Here is a 19,782-nt window from a genome sequence, read left to right as displayed (position 1 = left end):
GCTACGCCGCCGCGATCGCCTCCATCTGTTCGAGCACGAGCTTGATCGCCGCGGGCTGCTTGTCCGGCGGATAGCCGTGACGGGCGAGCAGCCTCTTGATCTTCGTGCGCAGCTTGGCCTTGACGTCCTCGCGCACCGTCCAGTCGGTGCGGGTGTCGCGCCGCATGACCGTCACCAGGTCACGGGCGATGTTCGCGAGCACACCGGTGCCCTGCTCGTCGACGGCGGACTCGTTCTGCGCCACGGCGTCATAGAAGGCGAGTTCGTCGTCGTCGAGCGGCGGGTCGAACTGCTCGCCCCGCTCCGCCTCGGCGACGACCTCTTTGGCGACCTCGACCAGCGCGGCGATGACCTCGGCCGAGGTCAACTGACTGTTCGTGTACTTGCGCATCAGGTCTTGGATGCGGTCCGAGAAGGCCCGCTGCCGGACCACGTTGCGCCCGACCGCCTTCGCCGATTCCTCGCTGATCAGTTTGCGCAGCGCCTCGATCGCCAGGTTCGGGTTCTTCGCCTTGCGGGTTGTGGTGAGGAAGTCGACATTGATCTCCGACAGCGACGGCCGCTCGATGCCCGCCGCCTGGTAGATGTCGAGGACCTCGTCGGAGTCGACCGCGGCCGCCATCAGTTGCCGCAGCAACCGCTGCACGTCCTCGGGCACCGCCTCGCCGCGGGCCTGCCGCGCCGCTGCGTCGAACTTGGCCATGTAGACGCGGACCTCTTCGAAGAACCGTGCCTCGCGCGCCAATGGCCGCAACGCGTCGGTGCCGCCGGCCAGCGCCCACACCCGCGACAACTGGGAGGCCAACGTCCGGAAGCGCGCGGCGAGCGTCTGCTCCCCCGGCCCGACCTGGTTGCCGGGGGTCTGCGGGTTGCGCAGGTGGTCGGTGGTGGCGAGCACCGCGTCCAGGAACGGACGGGGGCCGCCGGCCTGCAAGCGGGCCTTCCAGTCGAAGCCGTGCAGCAGCTTTTCGAGCAGCCCGATGAGATCCTTCGCCGCGTCGACCGCGTCGTCGATGTTGCGCCCCAACGGCTTCGACTCTTGGTCGGCGGTGGTGTACTCGGCGATGGCGGCGGCGAGATTGTCGGCCACCGGGGCATAGGCGACGAGCAGCCCGTCCTCCTTGCCGCGGAAGGTGCGGTTCACCCGCGCCAACGCCTGCATCAGCAACGCACCCTTGAGAGGCCGGTCCAGGTACATCGTGTGCAGCGGCGGACTGTCGAAGCCGGTGAGCATCATGTCCTTGACGACGACCAGTTCCAGCTCGTCGTCCATGTCCTTGAGCCGTTTCTTGATCGCCGCGTTCTGCGAGTCGCGCCGCACATGCTTCACGACCGGGTCCACGTCCGCTGGTGTACCGGAGTAGACGACCTTGATCTTGCCTGCGGTCAGCTCGTCGGAATGCCAGTCCGGGCGCAGAGCGACGATCTCCTCGTAGAGGTTGGCGCAGATCTCGCGGGTGGCGCAGACGACCATCGCCTTACCCGGGGCCTCGATGAACTTGCGCATCTCGGCGCGGCGTCGTTCCCAATGTTCGACCAGGTCCGCGGCCAGACGGTGCAGCCGCGCCGGCGCGCCGTAGACCGCATTGACCACCGCGACACCGCGTTCGATGCGCTCTCGGTCCGTGTCGTCCAGACCGACGGTCGCCTCGTCTGCGGCGGCGTCGATCTCATCCTCGCTCACCGTGCCGGCCAGCGCCACCTTGACCAACCGGGATTCGAAGTGGACCGGGACGGTGGCCCCGTCGTCCACGGCGCGGGTCAGGTCGTAGATGTCGATGTAGTCGCCGAACACGTCGCGGGTGTTGCGGTCGTCGAAGGAGATCGGGGTGCCGGTGAACGCGATCAGCGTGGCGTGTGGCAGCGCGTCGCGCAGGTGCCGCGCGTAGCCGTCGAGGTTGTCGTAGTGGCTCCGGTGCGCCTCGTCGACGACGACGACGACATTGCGGCGGTCGGTGAGCAGCGGATGGCTGAGTCCGGACTCCTTCTCCTGCTTGGTCTTCCCGAACTTCTGCAGCGTGGTGAAGTAGATGCCGCCGGTGGTCCGGCCGGACAACTCCTGACGCAGCTCCTCACGCTTGCGCACCTGGACAGGACGCTCCGGCAGCAGCAGCGAGCGGGCGAAGGTCTCGTACAGTTGCCCGTCGAGCTCGGTGCGGTCGGTGATGACGACGATCGTCGGGTTGGCCAGTTTCGGGTGCCGGATCACCTGATTGGCGTACAGCTCCATCTCCATGGACTTGCCCGAGCCCTGGGTGTGCCAGACGACGCCGGCCTTGCCGCCCGTCGCCACCGCCTGGACGGTCGTGCCGACCGCCTTGGTCACCGCGAAGTACTGGTGCGGCTTGGCGATTCGCTTGACCAGACCGGACTCGCCCTCGTCGAAGGCGGTGAAGTTGCGCAGCAGTTGCAGGAAGCGCTCCTGGTTGCACAGTCCGTCGATCGCCACCTCGAGCGCGGGGGTGAGCGCCCCGTCCGGAACGGGGTGTCCGTCGTCGTCGACGTTCCACGGCGAGAAGTGGTTGAACTCGGTGAACGGCGTCCCGTACTTCGCGGTGATCCCGTCGGAGACGAGCGTGAACACCGCGAAGCGGAAGGCGAGCGGCAACTCGCGCACGTAGGTGCGGAGTTGGGCGTGCGCCTGGACGAGACTCGTTGCGACGCTGCCGGCCTTCTTCAGTTCCATGATCGACACCGGCATGCCGTTGAGGTACAGCACGACGTCGAACCGGCGCTTGTGGTCACCGCGGACGACGGTGACCTGGTTGACCGCGAGCCAGTCGTTCTCGTCGGGGTCGGTGGAGACCAGCCGGATGGTCGGGGTGACCTCCTCACCGGAGACATCGATGTAGCTGATCTTTCGCAGGCCTTCGGTCAGGTAGCGGTGGATCACCTGGTTCTCCGCGATCGCGTCGCTGGACCCCGCGGCGGCGACCGTGTGCACCGCCTGCTCGAGGACCTCCGGCGGCAGGCTCGGGTTGAGCCGCGCGATCGCGGCCCGCAGCCGTGCCGGGATCAGCAGCTCCTCCCAGGATTCACGCTCGCCCGTCCCGGGCGCGATGTCCGCGCCGCACTTGTGCATCCAACCGAGTTCGCCCAGTTCGTCGAGCGCGAACTGCTCCCAGTCGTCCTCGGAGAGCCCGCGGTCGACGAGGTCGCCCGTGATCAGTGCATCGGTCATGGTGATCAACGTAGAAGGCCTGTCGGGCGAATGCGAACCCCAGTTCCCGATAACCCCGCCTATCCACGCCGTTCTCGGCCGCTGCACCGGCGCCCGGGCACGATCCGGGCACCGCTTCACGACCGAAGGAGTGCCGGCGCAGATGGTCCTCGATGACGCACGAATCCCCTTCCCGCCCTTTCCGAAAGGCACACTGTGACCAATCCGTACCACCCGCAGCAGGAGTACGCCCAGGCCCCGCAGTTCGCGCAGGGTCCCCAGTACCCGGTGCCGCCGCAGCCGCCGGTCCCCGAGAAGAAGAAGCGCAAGAAGTGGCCGTGGATCGTCGGCGTCGTCGCGGTGGTGATCGTCATCGCGTCGGTCAGCGGCAACAGCGGCGCTGACAAGCCGAGCACGCCGGCCGGCGCCGCCAACGCGCCGGTTGCCGGTGCTCCGGAGGCGCCGGATGCTCCGGCAGTCAAGCCCGCCGACAAGCCCACCCCGGCACTGAACACGCCGGTGCGTGACGGCAAGTTCGAGTTCGTCGTCACCGACGTCCAGACGGGGCTGAGCGAGGTCGGCGACAATCCGTACCTGCAGCAGAAGGCGCAGGGCCAGTTCGTGGTGGTGACGATGACCGTCAGCAACACCTCGAACAAGGCGAAGTCGCTGAGCCCGTCCGACCAGAAGATGTACGACTCGCAGGGCCGCGAGTTCGAGGCCGATCCGATGGCCGCGATCAACGTGGGTAGTGACGTCCCGGTGTGGGACCAGATCAACCCGGGCAACACGGTGACGGTCAAGGCCGTCTACGACATGCCCGTCGGTGCGGTTCCCGACCACATCGAACTGCACGACTCGATGTTCTCCGGCGGCGCGAAGGTGTCGTTGCGCTGAGCCCGATCAGCGCTCGGGCGTGTCGCCGACGGCGTGTTCGCGGAGGTATTCGCGCAGGTACGGCATCGCGAAGTCGACGTATCCATGTGCTGTCGGCCTGATCAGTTCGGCATCGATCAGCCGCTGCCGATACATGGATCCGTACCCGGGGGCGACACCCATCCGCTCGGCGACTGCGCTCGAGCGGCTGGGCCCGTCGTCGACGGCCATCGCCGCCAGGTAGGCGCGGTCCACCTGGGAAAGTCCCTGCAGTGCAGGGGCATGCACCATCGCGCCCATCCTCCGCGGCGCGCTTCGGGCCGCATGCTCGGCATCGTCGATGCTGACGTCGGTGGCGTCGCGGTTCGCCCGCCAGGCGAGGTCGCCGACCAACTGGATCAGGAACGGGTACCCGCGCACCGCGGATACCGCAATACCCAATGCCTCGTCGGCAATGGTGCGGCCGGCCGCTTCGATCGGTTCGCGCAGGGCGGCAGCGACATCCGCGTTGGCGACGGCGGCCAGGTCGACCTGCTGGGCGCGGCGCAAGAAGGTGAGCACCTGATCGGAGAGCATCTCGGAAACCGCGACCGGGAGCCCGGCGACGACGATGCCGATATCGCGTTCTTCGCGGACCGCGTGCTGGTAGACGGTGAACAGCTCCCGCAGTTCGGCACGGTCCCCGGCGTGCACCTCGTCGACGGTGATGAGCAGGCCGGTCTCGTGGACAGCGAGCACGTCGGTCAGGCGCGCAATCTGTGAACGCAGGGTGGGCCGCGGGCGATGCTCGTCGGGCACCACCGTGGTCGTGATGCCGACGGGTCCGGCAGTCAGGCCGGTGATCCTGCGGTCGAATCCGTGCGGGTCGTGCTCGGCCAGGAGCCTGGGCAGGTGGTCGTCGACCAGGCGCGCGATGAGGCCGGTGGTGGCGGTCTCGGCGATGGTGAGCCAACCGCGGGCTTTCGCACAGTCCTCGAGTGCGTTCAGGAGCACCGTCTTGCCGGTGCCGCGCTGTCCGGTGATCAAGGTTGCGCGGCCGAAGGCCCCGGGCCCGGCGTCGAGGCCGTCGTCGAAGTCTTCGATCAGTGCGTTGCGGCCCACCAGCAGCGGCGGTGGCGCTCCGAATGACGGTCGGAATGGATTCCGTGCTGCCACGGCCCGCCTCCTACACTTATATCCCTTTAGCTGCTTTATATCGTTTATATATGGGTAGGGTGATGCTCACAAGACCACGCCTCCATTTCCCGCGATAGCCCCGATTATCGACGCCCATCTTCAGTATCCCTGCGCCGTCGCGGAATCTGTTGAACGTACCGAACAACGCACGTTCAACAGGAGGACATGGTGCGGAAGATCGCAGGGGCCGTGGGAGTTTCGCTGGCAGCGGCCGGCCTGATGCTGGGCGCCACGGGAGTCGCGAACGCGGCCGCCACCGCGTTCCCTGACGGCGGCTGGGTCGTCGGCAGCGAAATCACGCCTGGCGTCTACGAGGCCCACCCGTACGGGTACGGCCCTTGCCTGTGGCAACGGCTCGCGGACAACATGGCCGTCATCCAGGAAGGCGACACCCACGCCGCAACGGTTCGGGTCACCATCGCTTACGGCGACTACGGATTCGTATCAGCAGGCTGCGGCACCTGGCGCAAGGTCGCCGACGTGGCCGCACCGGACCCGACGCCGGGGCTGGTCGGCGCCGCCGTGGTGGGCAGCGCGGTCGTCGGCAGCACCGTCCTGCCGATGGCGCTGCCGCTGCTCGCGCTCGGCTCAGCCGCGGCCTGAGAGCACCCCACTTCCGCGGGCCTCGTCGAGGGGCGAGGCCCGCGGTCCCTCACCAACACGCAGAGGAGACCACCATGACTTCGACCAGGACCTCGACGACCGCACGTGTGCTCGTCGCCGCGACCGCACTGACCATCGGCGCAAGCCTGGCCGCCTGCTCCGCCCAGTCGACCGACGAGGCCGCTGCCGGCACGCCGACCACCACCACCGTCGCCGCCGCGACCACCACCGAATCGCCCGCACAGGCCGAGCAGCGGCGGCAGTCCGAGGCTGCGGCCGAGAAGGCGCGCCAGGAGCAGGAGGCGCGCCGGCAGGCCGAGGAGGCCGCCAAGCAGGACCCGTCGACCTACGAGCAGCTCAGCGACCGCGACTTCGCGCTGATCACCAAGAACCCCGCCGCGGCCATCGGTCGCAAGGTCATCGTCTACGGTCGCGTCACCCAGTTCGATTCCGCCACCGGGACCGGACGGTTCCTCGCCCGGACCGGGGCCAGCCCCTCCGATGACGGCTACGACTACGACCAGAACACGATGGTCGTGGGCGACACCCCCGCGTTGATCGCGGACACCGTCAAGGGCGACCTGGTCACCATGTACGCGAAGGTGCTCGGCTCGTTCAGCTACGACACCCAGGCCGGTGGCAACACCACCGTCCCGCAGTTGCAGGTGAATATCATCGAACGCACCGGATCCGTATAGCGAACGCGCGCGAGGTCTGCCGCGCGCGCCGGCCGCGCACTAGACTGGCTCTCGCGTGCGTGGACGAGCTCACCCGACGCGTGGCCCGTCCCGGCGCTCCCGTCGGGAAGGAGCAAGCAGATGAGTGAGCAGGCCGCCCAGCCGTCCACCCCGCCACGGCCCTCGGATTTCGACGCCGTCTATCGCGGTGACTTCGCAGCCCTGGCGCACCCCGGTCAGGAGTCCGGCGCCGCCGAATCCGGCGGCGCACCCCCGGAGTTCCTGCTCGATCGGGTCCCGTGGGACATCGGCGAGGCGCAGCCGGTGGTGCGCAAACTCGAGGCGTCCGGCCAGTTCAGCGGCGATGTGCTCGACATCGGTTGCGGCCCCGGGGAGAACACCCTGATGCTGGCCGCGGGCGGGCACCACACCGTCGGCCTGGATGCCTCCCCCGCCGCCATCGAGATCGCACGCGGACGCGCCGGCACCCGAGGGCTGGCGAAGTCGGTCGAGTTCGCCGTCGCCGACGCCTTCGAATTGTCCGGCTACGCGGGGCGATTCGACACGGTCATCGACAGCGCGCTGTACCACTGCTTCCCCGAGGAGTTGCGCCAGAACTACACCGCGTCCGTGCACCGGGCGTGCCGGACGGGCGCGCGGCTGCATCTGCTGTGCTTCTCCGACCGGGTTCCCGAGGCGTTCCCCGGACCGTACCGGATCACCGAGGCGAACCTCCGCGAGAACCTCGCAGCCACCGGATGGTCCATCCAGAACGTTCGGCCGGCCACATACACAACGGCATTCACGCGATCCGAGTTCGAAGGACGCGCGCCCGCACCGCTCGTGGCGGCGATCGCCGCACTCGAATCCGACGGCCAGGGTCGTCTGCTCGCACCGGCGTGGCTTGTCACTGCCGAGCGTGTCTGAGCAGGCGGGCGCCCCGGCCTTCCACACGGTGGCGCTCGAGCTGGCACCGCCCGAGTCGAGCGCGGGCGCCGGGCGTGCGGTCGAGATCGCCGACCGAGTCGTCGAACAGTGTCGAACCCACGGTCTCACCGACCGGATCGGGCACGTGATGATCCCGGGAATCATCCCGGAGGATTCGGACCGCCCGGTGCCGATGAGCGAACGCATGGACGTACTGGACTTCTGGGAGATCGTCCGGTCGCGGCTCGACGGCGTCGCGGGGCTGTGCGCGCAGGTCACGGTACTGCTGGACGAGCGCAAGCTCGCCGACCGGCTACGGCGACTGTGCGACGCGGGCATGGCCGGGGTGGCCTTCGTCGGCAAGCCCCACGGACTCCCCCGCTCGGCCTGCCCAGGGCTCGGCGTCGCGGAGGCGCTCTCACGCTGTGGCGAGTTGATGCGCAGACCGGGCGTCATCGTGATCCCCACTCGCCGAGGCGAAGTCGACCGACTGGTGGAGAAGTGCGAGCGCGGCGCGACGTTCGCACTGACGCAGCTGCTCTACTCGGACCGGATCGTGGACTTCCTGCGCGCCTTCGCCGCGCGCACCGATCAACGTCCGGAAATCGTGTTGTCGTTCGGGTTCATACCCGCCGCCGAGGAGAAGGTCGGGCTGATCGACTGGCTGTTGCACGATCCGGGCAACGAATACGTGCGCGCCGAACAACGGTTCGTCGCCGAGGTGGCTGTCCGGGCGGCGGACCAACGGCAGCGGGCCCTGGTCGACCTGTATCGCCGGGTGGTCGACCAGGCACGTGGGCTCGGTTTTCCGTTGAGCGTGAACCTCGAAGCGCCGTATGGCGTCTCGAACTCCGCGTGCGAGGCGTTCACTCAGATGCTCGACTACTGGTCCCCACAATCGGTCGCGCCGCACAAGGGGCGGTAACAACGAGTCCGGCGGCAGCGATTTCACAGCCAGTACCTTCGTCGGCAGAGTTGGGACCGAGCAATGCGCGCCAGGGCTGTGTTCATCGTCGCGGGAATCGCGGTGATGGCGTCGGCCTGCGCCGGCAACGGCCCACCGCTCTCTCGCGGATACGCCGACTACACCTCCGCATCGCACACCTTTCCTGCGCAGACCACTGAGGCGACCGCCGCCGCGGCACAACCTCCGAACGGCAGCGGTCACGGCCTCTGCTTCGACGCGAACTCCGCGTTCGCCCGCGACGCCGTCGCAACGCTCGGACCCGCTCCTGCCGGGGGGCCGTGGCAGGTCGGAAAGGCCGATGACACACCGCTTTCCGCCGGCTGCCCCGACCTGTCGTGGATGCAGGTCGACGATTCGGCAACCAACGACGGCACGTTCGCTTCCGCGGTGCTGTTCTTCCACGATGGCGAATACGTCGGCACCGCAACCCCGCAACCGTACTCGTACACCGACGTCATCGGCAGCGACGCACGTTCGGTGGCGGTACGGTATCGGTGGATCATCGACGACGACCCGTTGTGCTGCCCCCGAGGCGGGCCGAGTGTGGTCACGTTCACCTGGGACGGCGTGCACGTACAGGCACACGGCACGTTCCCACCGTCCTCGTGAAACCCGTTTCCCGACTTCGACACCCAGCGATGAACGAGGAGGACGACATGCGCAAGTTTGATCCAAGGAAGGCCGCCGCCGCAGTTGCGGTCGCCGCGGCGGTGCCGGTGCTGTTCGCCGGGGCTGCGCACGCCGACACGCCCGGCACCGTCTACTTCTCGGACGGCATCTTCAACTGTTCGATCGACGATGCGGGCGTGGTCGGATGCGACCTCACCAGCCCGTCGAACTACATGTCGATCGACCTCGGCAGTGGGAGTTCGGATCTGACGGTGCCGTTCCCCGTCAACGAGGTCGTCATCGACGTACCCTGGGCTCCTGCGCATCCCGCCTTCGACATCGGGACACCGCACACGCTGCCGGGCGGGAACCCGGACATTTCCACGGTCGGCCATCCCTCCGGGACGGGTGCGACCGCGGGCGTCCAGGTCTCCCATGCCGGTTCCAGTTGCCAGACCGGATTCCACGGCAGCTTCAGCTGCGACGCGATGGGCCATTCGTTCACGTACTACGAGATCATCACCGCGAACTGACGCGCCGAGCCCCGGCTCGCCGCCCTCCCCTCTCGAGGCGGCGAGCCCGGCGCGCTCAGATGAAGGCGAAGACGAGGCCCACGATGTTGGAGGCGAGCGCGACGCCGTTTCCCGCGAGGGTCAGCAGGTTGTTCGCGCCAGTGCTACCGGTGTTGAGCAGATCCATTGCGTCCATTGCATTTTCCTTTGTTCGTCGTTGATCGGACGAACATTGGATGTGCGCTGAGCCGGAAATGTTCCCGAACCGTCCGAGTGATGTGTCTCACATTCACGCACGGGTCGCCGAGGGCCGGCGGACGTGGAACTCAACTCACACGGAGTCCGGAACTGATCACATCGACGTCATCGGCGAGGTCGGCCAGAGCAGATAGCGGGTCGCAGTTCGTACGGGTCGACCGCTGCCGACAACACACCGTGTAGCAACACCGCGTTCGGCGACCACCCGTCGACGCTTCGGTCGGGATCGACCAGCACCGTGTGCGCCGCGGGCACGACGTCGTCGACCCGCCGATTGGTTGCCCAATACCAGCGAGGGGTCGCTCGGCACGGTGGCGAGTTGCTCGGTGACCCGTGCCAATGCAGCTTCGAGCGCATGGTGCGCGTTCGCTTCGGCGACCCGCGCGGCGGCGACCCCCTCCAGTGCCTCGCCGAAGGCGATCAGCTTGATCTGGTCGATGACCACCATCGCCGACGCACCGCCGAGTGTCGGAAAGTCGATGGTCTCACCGGTGACGGTCAGCATCCCGGTGACCGCCCTGGCCCGGATCGACGCCATCGTCGCCTTGACCGCCGCCAGCGAATTCGCGAACGCGGTCAACGCCTGAGCAAATCGCCGGCACTGGTCTTCGACGCGATCGGTCGTGTTCGACATCGCGGTGACCTTCGTGCGGAACTCATCGCCGGAGGCCCATACCCATTCAGATGAGCTACGTGCCTTCAGAAACGCATCGGCACCAGCTTGCACGCTGCCCGCCACGGCGGACATGGACGCCGCGAGCGCGTGGCAGGAGTTCTCGTCGCCCGCGACATGCGTGTCGAGTCCCTCGGTCATGACCCGCCGCCTGCCTGCCGCAACGCGGCCGCGTTGTCCGACTCGGTGCACTGGAAGGTTGCAGAGTTGCGCTGCACCAGATCCGCTGACTCCGCGGCCGCCATCGTGACAGCGCTCATCGCCGCGCTGACCGCGGTCAGCGCCGACGTCACAGCGCCTGTCGACACACCCGCATCCGCGGAGCCGTGCACATTGCCTGCCGCACTCTCCAGGACGTCGGCGCTGCGCGCCAGAATCTGCGCCAATGGATCCAAACTGCGTACGTCCAGCGTTCCGCCACTCACCCCGAGCCCTCCCCGCTCACCGCACCCCGGCGTGCCACCCCAACACCTGCCCAAACACGGTAGCAACCTCCTCCACTACCATTCCTGGGCGAGTCGTACGCGACAACGTGATGGGGGAAATCATGGGGAAATCAGTTCGACTGGAACCGGATGTGGCAAAGCAGTTGGTCGCCGAGTGCGATCGGCTGCTCGACAAGCTCGCCGTCTACGAGAACGACACCTCCCGACTCGCAATGCTCAGCGGGTTCGGGGACATCCCGTCAGCGCAGGCGCTGCAGGCCGGATTCGCGCGCAAAGCCGTCGACGGTGAGGCGTCGATCCGCGGGCGCATCGCGCAGTTCCGGGCCGAGCTCACTCGAATCCGCGAGAACTTCGCCGCCGGTGGCGGGGCCTTCGCCCAAGCGGAGGCCGATAATGCCGCGAGGCTCCGCAACTCGGCGGCCGACCTGTGAGCACAAGTAGTCGCCTGGTGGGCGTGCTGGCACTGGCGGTAGCCGCGGTGCTCTCGGGGTGCTCGTCGCCGTCGACAGGAACCGCGGCGCCCACGACCTCTGCTACTGCCGCACCGACCACGACCCGCACGCCCCGCATCACCGACAACTCCGGTCGCCCGCCGGTCGCCTTCGACCCCTGCCTCGACCTGAGCGACGCCCAGATCACCCAGCTCGGCTACCGTCCCGAGACCCGCCGCAAGACCGACTTTCCCGCCGGCGACTACACCTTCCTGTCCTGCAGCTTCAATTCGTCAGACTTTGTCATCAGCATCTCGTCCGGAAATGTCGGTTTCGCGGAGGAACAGGCGAAGGAAAAGCGGGAAAACACCGCCTTCACGCCGACAGTGATCGACAAACGCCAGGCGTTGACAATTCCTGAGGACGGCGGGTGCTCGCTGGCGATGCAGACTTCCTACGGCATCGTGATCCTGACCCGGACGTCCAAATCCGTCGCCCCCGACGCCCCCAGTTGCGAGGGCATCGAGGACACCGCTCGGCTGATCTCCCAGTTCATGCCTGCCGGCACCTGAGTGGCAGCCGGCGTCGACGCCCTGACGAAAACCGATGGGCTCCTTCGCAGCCGGAGCCCCGCCTATCGATAGATGTCCACGGCAAGCTGGGTGGGTTCCGTGATGGTGTGTGCGGCGAATTCCGGGTGAGGTGCGACGGTGCCGACGAACGACTGGGTGATCTGTCCGACGCTCCCACCGATGGACACCGCGGCAATCGACTGCGCTTGCGCCGGCGACATGACCTGGCCTGCATACTGCTGCGCGCCGCTGCTCGTCCTCGGCGACGTCCCCATGATGTCGACCTGCAGCAGTCCTCTGCCGTCGACGTCCACCCTCGCACCCTCTTCGCCGTGCTGGACGGCTTCGGCAACCCGCTTGGCCTGCCAGAAGACGGTGCCGTCCCCGGCCAATGTGTACACCACCCGATCGAAATCCGGGTGGTGCTCGATGTGAACGTCCGTCACCGCCACGTCTGCCGGCGGCGCCATCGCGCTGACACCCGGGGGCACGGACTCCAATGTCGGCAGTGACACCGGAGGTTCGGTGGCGGGCGCAGCGGCCGAACCGGACCCCACGTCGATCCTCCCGGACTTGGACAGCGGACTCACGTTGGGCGGAAGCTGCGCCGATGACGTCGGAGTCGACAGAGTGATCGCCGAACGAGTGTCGGAGTCGCCGCCACAGCCCGCAACGGCCGCCACCACGACGACAAGCGCGCCTGTCAGCGCCGAGCCCCTCGCCACTTGCCCCATGTGCGCCAACCTATCGCAAGTGGGCGCTGCACAGGGCAGACCCGAGGGGAGCCTACGAGCAGTCGCCGGGCTCGCCCTTCTTCACCACCGACAGCACCGCGTCGCCCTCACCGATCGGCGTTCCCGGCGACGGAGACTGCTGCACCACAACCCAATTGCGGTCCAGAACCTGGTGGCACCCCTTGCCGGTCGCGTCGCGACTGCGCGAGTAGAACACACCGTGCTGCTGGATCAGATCTTGCGCGTCCTGCAGGTTCATGCACATCACGTCCGGCATGTCGCCGCCCGCCGCACTCGCCGCGGCCGCCGGCAGCGGTGCGGTCGTCACCGCCGCGGACTCGGCCGTCGTGGTCGGCGCCATCGTGGTGGTCGGCGCGTCGGTGGTGGTCGGCGGCATTGCGCTCGCGCGCACCGGTAGCGCCGGCGCAATCGACGTCGCCGCTGGACCGGACGACGGCTTCGATTGCTGATCACCATCGGTCAGATCATTGACCACACCGAACAGGAACAGTACGGCAGCAACGACAGCCGCGATCACAACGCCCTTGCGCGCCTTCGGCTTCAACGATGCGGGAGGAGGCGGTGGCACAACCGTGTCGCCACGCAGGTCCGCGGCGTAGGCGGCATCGGCACGCGCGGCCAGCGCGGCGTACTCGTCGCGCTGGTGCGCACGACGTTGCCGAAGCGGTTGCCCGACCGCCAGATAGGCAATACCGGCACCCATGAGCAGGCCGACGACGGCACCGGCGATCTCGCCGTGGACCAGCGACTTGAGCGACACCCACACGAAGACGGCCGCGAGGAACCCGGCGAGCACACGCAGATACGGAAGGAACGGCTTCATGTTCTACCTCGGGGCTTGAAGTCGAGCAGTCGGTTGAGCAACGCGGGCATCACGCGCCTGTCGAATGCGTCGAGCAACGCACCTTCGGAGAAGCGGTCGGCACGAATGAGCATCGTGATGTACGCCAATACTTCTCGCAGATCGAGTTGCGCGATCTCGTCGATGAACTCGCCGCGCTGGTATCGGCGCTGCCCCTCATCCCACTCGGTCCAGTTCAATCCGAGGAGCACGAGTTGGCGCTCGTAGACGAACTGCGTCGCCTCTCTGACCAATTCGTTGTGGACGGGATAGCCCGTTGCCCAGTGGTTCTCACCGATCTGCTCGGCGGGCTGAAAGCTGCCGAACGCCCCAGAATGTGCGTTGACCCGCTCGACCAGTGATTGCAGGTCCGCCCAGTCGACGGATGTGAGTTCGGCGACTACCCGCTCTGGACTGCGAGTGAGGCCGGCGAACGGGTCGACTTCCTGCCGAGTGTCGTGGGTCACAGAACAGCCTCGGCAAGGCGCTCGGCGTCCTTGACCCGGAGTTCGCCGGACATAAGGCGCGGGAGCAGGGTGTCGCGGAGGGTGGCAAGCTTCTCGTTCTCTGCAAGGTGCACGATCGACGCCGAGGACAGTGACTGAAGCTGAGCGGAGACATGTGGCTCACGTTCCCGTGCAATGAATCGCAGGCGCAGCTTGCCGAGTTGGTCTCGAGACAGCTCTGTCTGCCCTGTGCTTCCTTCACCCATCATCTCAATGACCTCCTGCATATGCAGGACGGCAAACCCCGCGCACACCTCGTCGACTCGTGTGGGGTCAAACCTGACGATCGACACGTGCGAATCAACAGTGGCTTCGATGCCCAGCACCCAGCGAGCGACACGCCCCAAAGTCCCTGCCCCAGTGGAATTTACCAGAACATCGTTTATGCACAGGCGCTTGGTATCCGCCACTTTGGCGGATAACGTCCTTCGAGCTGGAGTCAGGTCGATTCGCTTGCTTCGGATGCATTTCTGGTTTAGGACTGTCAGTTCGGTCTCGTCGTCGGTGTATTTCGGTGCCACTCCCCGAGTAATCAGACCTGCGACCTCGCGCAGCTCATGGTCGGGACCATCACCGGCAACTGCATTGCGGAAGATCGTTTCCGCGAGTTCGTCCGCAGTCTCTGCCAGCCTGCGGTTTGCGGCGACCTTGTCGTCGATCGAGTCCAACAACTCGACAAGCGCCAGCCTCTCTTTGGTGGGCGCGGGAAGTCCGAAAGCGAAAAAGTCTGCTCGCGATAGCCCGAGGTTGGTCGTGCCCGTCGCACGTTCCCGGCAGTAGGAGCGGTACTGAGGAGTCCGCAACGCCCAGTAGACGTACCTCCGATCGATCGGCAGACCATCGAACTCCAACTTCACGGTGTCCTGTGTCAACCGGCCACATTCAATCTGCTCCGGAACGCACGCCACGGCTCCTAGCAGGTCCGCGCTATGAGTTACGTCCTTCAGCGAAACGTAGATGTCACCCGGATATATCAGGACCTTCGCAGGGCTATCCCCGCCATACGTGCGCAGCCCATCGCCCTTGAAGCCGCCGTTACGCTGGATCGAGCCTAGGCCAAGAAGCATTGGGCCCGGCTCATCGAGGAGGAGACTCTTGTAGGTCGTGCCGCGGCAAAGGCTGACGTGATCACCCAGGTTAGTACTCACAGCACCCTCCCCAGCTGCTCCCGCACGACCTTCGCCAACCGCTCGCTCTCGTCGAACTGCGCGTACAGCTCCTTCGTCAGCCGCTCCAGCTTCTCCTCGATCGGCTCGCCGTCGTCCTCGATCGGCGCGGCACCGACATACCTGCCCGGGGTCAGCGCGTAGTCGGCTTCCTTGATCTCGGGCAGGGTCGCCGAGTAGCAGAAGCCCGGCTCGTCGACATATTCCGCACCCGCGGCGGATTGCGTTCCGCGCCAGGCGTGGAAGGTGCCGGCAATCTTCGCGATGTCCTCATCGGACAGCGCCCGTTCGGCCCGGTCGACCATGTGGCCGAGGTCGCGCGCGTCGATGAACAGCACCTGCCCCTGCCGGTCGACGCTCCCCTTCGGGCCCTTCGCCTTGTCCTTGGACAGGAACCACACGCACACCGGAATGCCGGTGCTGCGGAACAGCTGTGTGGGCAACGCGATCATGCACGACACCAGGTCCGCCTCGACCAGCTGCGCGCGGATCTGGCCCTCGCCACCGGAATTCGACGACATCGACCCGTTCGCCATGACGATGCCGGCACTCCCCCGAGCCGACAACTTCGAGACGATGTGCTGGATCCACGCGTAGTTCGCGTTTCCGGCCGGCGGTACACCGAAACGCCAACGGCTGTCGTCCTCCTTGCGCGCCCAGTCCTTGATGTTGAACGGCGGATTCGCCAGCACGAAGTCGGCCAGCAGGTCCGGGTGCTTGTCGCGGGCGAATGTGTCCTCCCACCGATCGGCGAGGTTCCCGTTGATCCCGTGGATCGCCAGGTTCATCTTCGCCATCCGCCAGGTGCGCTCGTTGAGCTCCTGCCCGTACACCGACACCTCGGTCGCGTTGCCACCGTGCCGTTCGATGAACTTCTCCGTCTGCACGAACATGCCTCCCGAGCCGCAGCACGGGTCGTACACCCGACCCTCGAACGGTTCGAGCATCTCGACGAGCACCCGCACCACCCCGGCGGGCGTGTAGAACTCGCCGCCGCGCTTGCCCTCGGCGCGGGCGAACTTCTCCAGGAAGTACTCGTACACCTCACCGAGCAGATCCCGCGCCCGCGTCGCGCCGTGCCCGGTGAAGCGGGTGTCGCCCAGCAGGTCGATCAGCTCGCCGAGCCGGCGCTGATCGACGCTGTCGCGGTTGTAGATCATCGGCAGCGTGCCCTCGAGCGCGGAACGGTTTCCGGCCATGATCTCGCGCATCGCCTGGTCGACCAGCTCGCCGGCCGTCACCCCCGGGGTCTGCTCGGAGGCCTGCACGCCCTTGGCGTTCGCCGCCAGGTACGACCACCGGGCCAACGGCGGCACCCAGAACACGCCGTTGCCCAGGTACTCGTCCTTGTCGTCGAGGAAGTCGGCGACCTGGTCCTCGCCGATGCCGTCGGCGAGCAACTCGTCGCGGATCTGCCCGCGCCGCTCCTCGAACGCATCCGAGACGTACTTGAGGAACACCAGGCCCAGGATCACGTCCTTGTACTGGGACGCGTCCATGGAGCCGCGCAGCTTGTCGGCGGCCTTCCACAGGGTGTCCTTGAGTTCCTTCATGGTCGACGGCGCCTGTTCGGCCGTCTTCTTCCTGGGGGGCACTGGTTTTCAGCCTTCCTTCATCGACATCTGGGTGGGCGTCAGCGCGCCGTGCGCGATGCCCCGGGTCAGTTCGCCTGTCAACGCGTCGAGCCGGTCGGCCAGCGCGGCGGCCTCCCGGCGTCGTCGCGACAGTTCGGCCAGCGCCGCGCGGGTCGGCCGCACCTGGCCGGCCTGCACGCGTGGGATCGTCCACTGGCGCCACGGCGTGCGGCACAGCGCCGGGCCGTCGCCGGAATTGAGGTGCGCGGCGATCAGTTCGGGCACCAGGCCGGACGACTCCGGCCTTCGCACCCGGAGGATCCGCGCGGGCGAGCACACCACCGACGAGCCCTGTTCGTCGACGATCGCCCCGAAACTGCCGCTGCTGCAGAACACGACGTCGCCGGGTTCGGTGTAGCGGCTGTTCGGGTAGTCGCGGGTCAGCGTGAGACGGTCGATGCAGCGCGTGCCGAGCCGTACCGCGCCGGTCACCTCGTCGGCCCCGATCACCGGCACCGCGCCGACCTCATCGGGTCGAGAGGTGATGTCGCGCTCGGCGATCCGGTTACCCGGCACCACCCGCAGCAGCGACTGCGCCGACAGTTCACCCGCCGTCGGCAACACGCCCGTCGACCGTTCCCGGTACTCGACCGTCAACCGCAGCGGCTCCACCGACCTCGCATGGTTGACCGCGTCGACCAGGCTCAGCACCCGCCCGGCCGCCTGGCCGCCGCGCACCTGCGCCCGCCCGGGTCGGCGCGGCGGCGTCAGCGTTCCCGACGCCAGCACCTCGGCCGTCTTGACGACCGCGCCGTAGCGGAAGGCGTGCGCGCGCACCGACTCCCACGTGCCCAGCGCCGCCAGCACGTCGGAGGTCAGCGCCTCCGCGGCTACATCGTCCAGTCCCCCGGCCGACAGGTCCGCAAGCACCGTCCAGCGGTCGGCCGGCTTGATCGCGGGGTCGGCGGCACCGAGCACCCACAGCGCCATCGCCTGACCGGGACGGGTCAGCAACAACCCCTCGGGCAACCGGACCGCGGCGCGCAACCGGTCGGTACGCAGCAGGCCCGAGCGGATCGCCTCCTCGTCCCGCCCTGCCAGTGTGTCGATCAGCGCGGATGCGGGTCCGATGATGACGCCGCGCTGGTCCGGTCCCATCTGCACGACGAGGTCGTCGATCGCGGTGAGGATCCGCTCGTCGGTCCAGGCGAGCGTCGCGGGCGACGGGAACTGGGTCAGCGCCATCACCGGACTGGACCCGCCGAGTCCCCCGTCCGCGCGGTGCCACCCGTGGGTCGCGAGGCGGCGTCGCGCCAACCGGCCGGCCGCGGTCGACTCGGTGCCGGTGGCCGCCTGCACGGATACGCTCTCGTCCAGTTCGCCGCGCAGCGCGACGAGCAGGTCGCTGCCGTCCCACGGGTCGACGAACACCGTCGACTCGACCGCGGTGTCCGGCACCATCGCCGCACACACCTGCGCGCACAGACGCAGCGCAGACCGCGACAGCGCGCTGTCCGCGAGGTCGGCGTGCCCGCGGCGGAACCGGCCCGCCATCAGCTCCTCGAACGCGGCTGCGGGGGTATAGGCCGCATCGACCATCGAATCGACATGCCGGGCAAGTGTTTCCAGCTCGTCGCCGAGCGCGGTCAGCTCGCTCAGCAGGAACTCGTCGTCGGGGTCGAGGTCGTCGGCCTCGTCGAGCAGGTCGTCGGGGTCGAACTCGGCCAGCTGCTCGCCGAGCAGCGCCTTGAGGCACAGCAGTGCGGTGGTGCCGTCGAACATCGTCTCTGCGGAGAGGTCGGCCGAGTGGTCGAGCGCGGCATGGAGAGCGAGGTCCTCGCGCAGGGAGGTGTTGTTGCCCAGCCCGCGGTCGATCAGCCAGTCGGCGATCTCGTCGGCGCGGAACCACTCCCGCCCGCCGGCGCCGCGGCGCACCGCGGTCGGAAACGGGCGGTCACCCTCGCGATAACGCCCGATCCACACCGAGACGACCGGGCGCTTGACCTTCGCGAGCGCGGCGATGTCCGGCTTGGAGAGCAGCAACTCGGGTTGTCCGGGCATCGGGTGTCACACCTCGTCTCTACAGTGCAGGAATCGGCGGTCGCCGGTGTCCTGAGCAATGTAGCCGATCTTGCCGACAGAATTTCTCGGCGGCTTGATAACCCCAGCTATCGCGGTTTTGCTTTGTCAGGCCCTCCTTCAATGTTGATCATGGTGTTCTGATCGCCGACCTGGAGGAGTTGCCGCACCCATGACCCTGCCCGCGATGACTACACCCGTGATGACCTCGCCCGCACCGACGCCGCTGTTCGAGGCACTCGCCGCGGAGCACCTGCGCCGCCTCCGACTGGACGGACAGGACGTCACCCTTGCCGCGGCGCTGCTGGACGGCCCGAGCGGACAGTCCAGTGAGACATTCACACACGCGGGTCACACCGCCGAGGCGCGCTACGGGGCCGCACTGGATGCGTTCGCGCACCTGTATCGGCACGCCGAGACGTTCGCGCAGCCGCTTCCACTGCACATCGCCGACAGCGGGGTCCGGCGCGAGTTGACCGCGGTTGCCGGGTCGTTTCCGCACGTGCGATTGGTGCCGGCCGCGCGGGGCCGGTTCGTGCGGCTGCTCGCGGACGCCGCCGAGGTGCTGTCCGAATTCGTTCGGGCCGAGGAGGATCTGCCCGAGGAGTCGACGCCGGCCGCACTTGTCGACCTGCCCGAACTTGTGGTCGCCACCGATGCCTCGAAATCGAGTCCGACGACGGTGAGGTCACGGCAATCGTGCAGCGGATCCGCCACACACTGCTCGGCAGGAAGGTCCGGTTCTCCTGGGTGCGTGGGCATTCCGGCCATCCACTCAACGAATGCGCGGACCGGCTGGCGGTCGCGGCCCGCCGCGGCCACGAGGCGCAGATCGACGCGGCCGTCCAGCGCGCGGTCGCGGCGTCGATCGTCGCGGAGCTCATCGACAGTCGCGCAGCCTGACCAGTGAGGGGATGCCGGCCCCGACCGTACGGGACCGGCATCGACGCGGCGTCGTTCGCCGAATCAGGCAG

At 67.6% G+C, this 19,782-nt stretch carries 20 protein-coding genes; 10 read left to right on the top strand and 10 right to left on the bottom strand.

Features of this window, described 5'->3' with window-relative positions:
• Position 1: 1 nt before the first annotated feature.
• Positions 2-3,181 carry a type I restriction endonuclease subunit R gene (locus tag G4X40_RS19490; protein WP_277834953.1) on the bottom strand — a complete coding sequence of 1,060 codons (3,180 nt, stop codon included), beginning with the start codon at positions 3,179-3,181 and terminating at the stop codon, positions 2-4.
• 195 nt (positions 3,182-3,376) lie between these two features.
• Here G4X40_RS19490 and G4X40_RS19485 point away from each other — a divergent pair, with 195 nt between their 5' ends.
• Complete coding sequence (locus G4X40_RS19485) at positions 3,377-4,057, top strand: DUF4352 domain-containing protein (RefSeq protein WP_277834952.1); 681 nt, start codon at positions 3,377-3,379, stop codon at positions 4,055-4,057.
• Positions 4,058-4,063: 6 nt separating this feature from the next.
• Here G4X40_RS19485 and G4X40_RS19480 read toward each other — a convergent pair whose 3' ends face one another.
• On the bottom strand, positions 4,064-5,137 hold the full coding sequence (locus G4X40_RS19480; protein ID WP_277834951.1) for an ATP-binding protein: 1,074 nt from the start codon (positions 5,135-5,137) through the stop codon (positions 4,064-4,066).
• 240 nt (positions 5,138-5,377) lie between these two features.
• On the opposite strand from G4X40_RS19480, the gene G4X40_RS19475 reads away from it, so the two are divergent.
• From G4X40_RS19475 to G4X40_RS19450, 6 genes are all read left to right on the top strand, one after another.
• A complete protein-coding gene (locus tag G4X40_RS19475; RefSeq protein ID WP_277834950.1) occupies positions 5,378-5,815 on the top strand; it encodes a hypothetical protein in 438 nt (145 codons plus the stop codon).
• Between the two features lie 74 nt (positions 5,816-5,889).
• Positions 5,890-6,513, top strand: coding sequence for a DUF2510 domain-containing protein (locus G4X40_RS19470; RefSeq protein WP_277834949.1), 624 nt, complete (start codon positions 5,890-5,892; stop codon positions 6,511-6,513).
• Between the two features lie 120 nt (positions 6,514-6,633).
• Positions 6,634-7,419: a class I SAM-dependent methyltransferase gene (locus tag G4X40_RS19465; RefSeq protein WP_277834948.1), complete on the top strand. Its 786-nt coding sequence runs from the start codon at positions 6,634-6,636 to the stop codon at positions 7,417-7,419.
• Complete coding sequence (locus tag G4X40_RS19460) at positions 7,412-8,344, top strand: mycobacterial-type methylenetetrahydrofolate reductase (protein ID WP_277834947.1); 933 nt, start codon at positions 7,412-7,414, stop codon at positions 8,342-8,344. Before G4X40_RS19465 ends, G4X40_RS19460 begins: the two co-directional genes overlap by 8 nt.
• A 63-nt stretch (positions 8,345-8,407) precedes the next feature.
• On the top strand, positions 8,408-8,995 hold the full coding sequence (locus tag G4X40_RS19455; protein WP_277834946.1) for an LppP/LprE family lipoprotein: 588 nt from the start codon (positions 8,408-8,410) through the stop codon (positions 8,993-8,995).
• A 47-nt stretch (positions 8,996-9,042) separates the two neighbouring features.
• Entirely contained in the window at positions 9,043-9,528 is a 486-nt protein-coding gene (locus tag G4X40_RS19450) for a hypothetical protein (RefSeq protein ID WP_277834945.1), read from the top strand.
• 331 nt (positions 9,529-9,859) lie between these two features.
• On the opposite strand, the gene G4X40_RS19445 is transcribed toward G4X40_RS19450, so the two are convergent.
• Positions 9,860-10,579: a hypothetical protein gene (locus tag G4X40_RS19445; protein ID WP_277834944.1), complete on the bottom strand. Its 720-nt coding sequence runs from the start codon at positions 10,577-10,579 to the stop codon at positions 9,860-9,862.
• Entirely contained in the window at positions 10,576-10,863 is a 288-nt protein-coding gene (locus tag G4X40_RS19440; RefSeq protein ID WP_277834943.1) for a hypothetical protein, read from the bottom strand. Before G4X40_RS19440 ends, G4X40_RS19445 begins: the two co-directional genes overlap by 4 nt.
• Before the next feature lie 152 nt (positions 10,864-11,015).
• Here G4X40_RS19440 and G4X40_RS19435 point away from each other — a divergent pair, with 152 nt between their 5' ends.
• A complete protein-coding gene (locus tag G4X40_RS19435; protein ID WP_277834942.1) occupies positions 11,016-11,315 on the top strand; it encodes a hypothetical protein in 300 nt (99 codons plus the stop codon).
• Between the two features lie 17 nt (positions 11,316-11,332).
• Positions 11,333-11,887, top strand: coding sequence for a DUF3558 domain-containing protein (locus G4X40_RS19430; protein WP_277834940.1), 555 nt, complete (start codon positions 11,333-11,335; stop codon positions 11,885-11,887).
• 62 nt (positions 11,888-11,949) lie between these two features.
• Here the strand turns inward: G4X40_RS19430 and G4X40_RS19425 are convergent, their stop codons facing one another.
• The 6 genes from G4X40_RS19425 to G4X40_RS19400 all read right to left on the bottom strand — a co-directional run bounded on the left by G4X40_RS19425 (position 11,950) and on the right by G4X40_RS19400 (position 18,790).
• Positions 11,950-12,444, bottom strand: a complete 495-nt coding sequence (locus G4X40_RS19425; RefSeq protein ID WP_277834938.1) for an AMIN-like domain-containing (lipo)protein — start codon at positions 12,442-12,444, stop codon at positions 11,950-11,952.
• Positions 12,445-12,673: 229 nt separating this feature from the next.
• Positions 12,674-13,465 carry a PASTA domain-containing protein gene (locus G4X40_RS19420; protein ID WP_277834936.1) on the bottom strand — a complete coding sequence of 264 codons (792 nt, stop codon included), beginning with the start codon at positions 13,463-13,465 and terminating at the stop codon, positions 12,674-12,676.
• Positions 13,462-13,950 (bottom strand): DUF6508 domain-containing protein, encoded by a 489-nt coding sequence (locus G4X40_RS19415; RefSeq protein WP_277834934.1) that lies wholly within the window; start codon positions 13,948-13,950, stop codon positions 13,462-13,464. The genes G4X40_RS19420 and G4X40_RS19415 overlap by 4 nt, the downstream gene beginning before the upstream one ends.
• Positions 13,947-15,137 (bottom strand): restriction endonuclease subunit S, encoded by a 1,191-nt coding sequence (locus G4X40_RS19410; RefSeq protein WP_277834933.1) that lies wholly within the window; start codon positions 15,135-15,137, stop codon positions 13,947-13,949. Before G4X40_RS19410 ends, G4X40_RS19415 begins: the two co-directional genes overlap by 4 nt.
• The gene (locus tag G4X40_RS19405) at positions 15,134-16,750 is read right to left on the bottom strand and encodes a class I SAM-dependent DNA methyltransferase (protein WP_277834932.1); all 1,617 of its coding nucleotides are present in this window, start codon (positions 16,748-16,750) and stop codon (positions 15,134-15,136) included. Before G4X40_RS19405 ends, G4X40_RS19410 begins: the two co-directional genes overlap by 4 nt.
• Positions 16,751-16,756: 6 nt before the next feature.
• Positions 16,757-18,790 carry a hypothetical protein gene (locus G4X40_RS19400; protein ID WP_277834931.1) on the bottom strand — a complete coding sequence of 678 codons (2,034 nt, stop codon included), beginning with the start codon at positions 18,788-18,790 and terminating at the stop codon, positions 16,757-16,759.
• Positions 18,791-19,507: 717 nt separating this feature from the next.
• On the opposite strand from G4X40_RS19400, the gene G4X40_RS19395 reads away from it, so the two are divergent.
• Entirely contained in the window at positions 19,508-19,711 is a 204-nt protein-coding gene (locus tag G4X40_RS19395; protein WP_277834930.1) for an RNase H family protein, read from the top strand.
• Positions 19,712-19,782 lie beyond the last annotated feature (71 nt).

It is taken from the genome of Speluncibacter jeojiensis, assembly GCF_029589495.1.
GTDB classification, from domain to species: Bacteria; Actinomycetota; Actinomycetes; order Mycobacteriales; family Mycobacteriaceae; genus Speluncibacter; species Speluncibacter jeojiensis.
The sequence above is the reverse complement of the archived record's forward strand: the minus strand, read 5'-3'. Positions and strand labels throughout refer to the sequence as shown.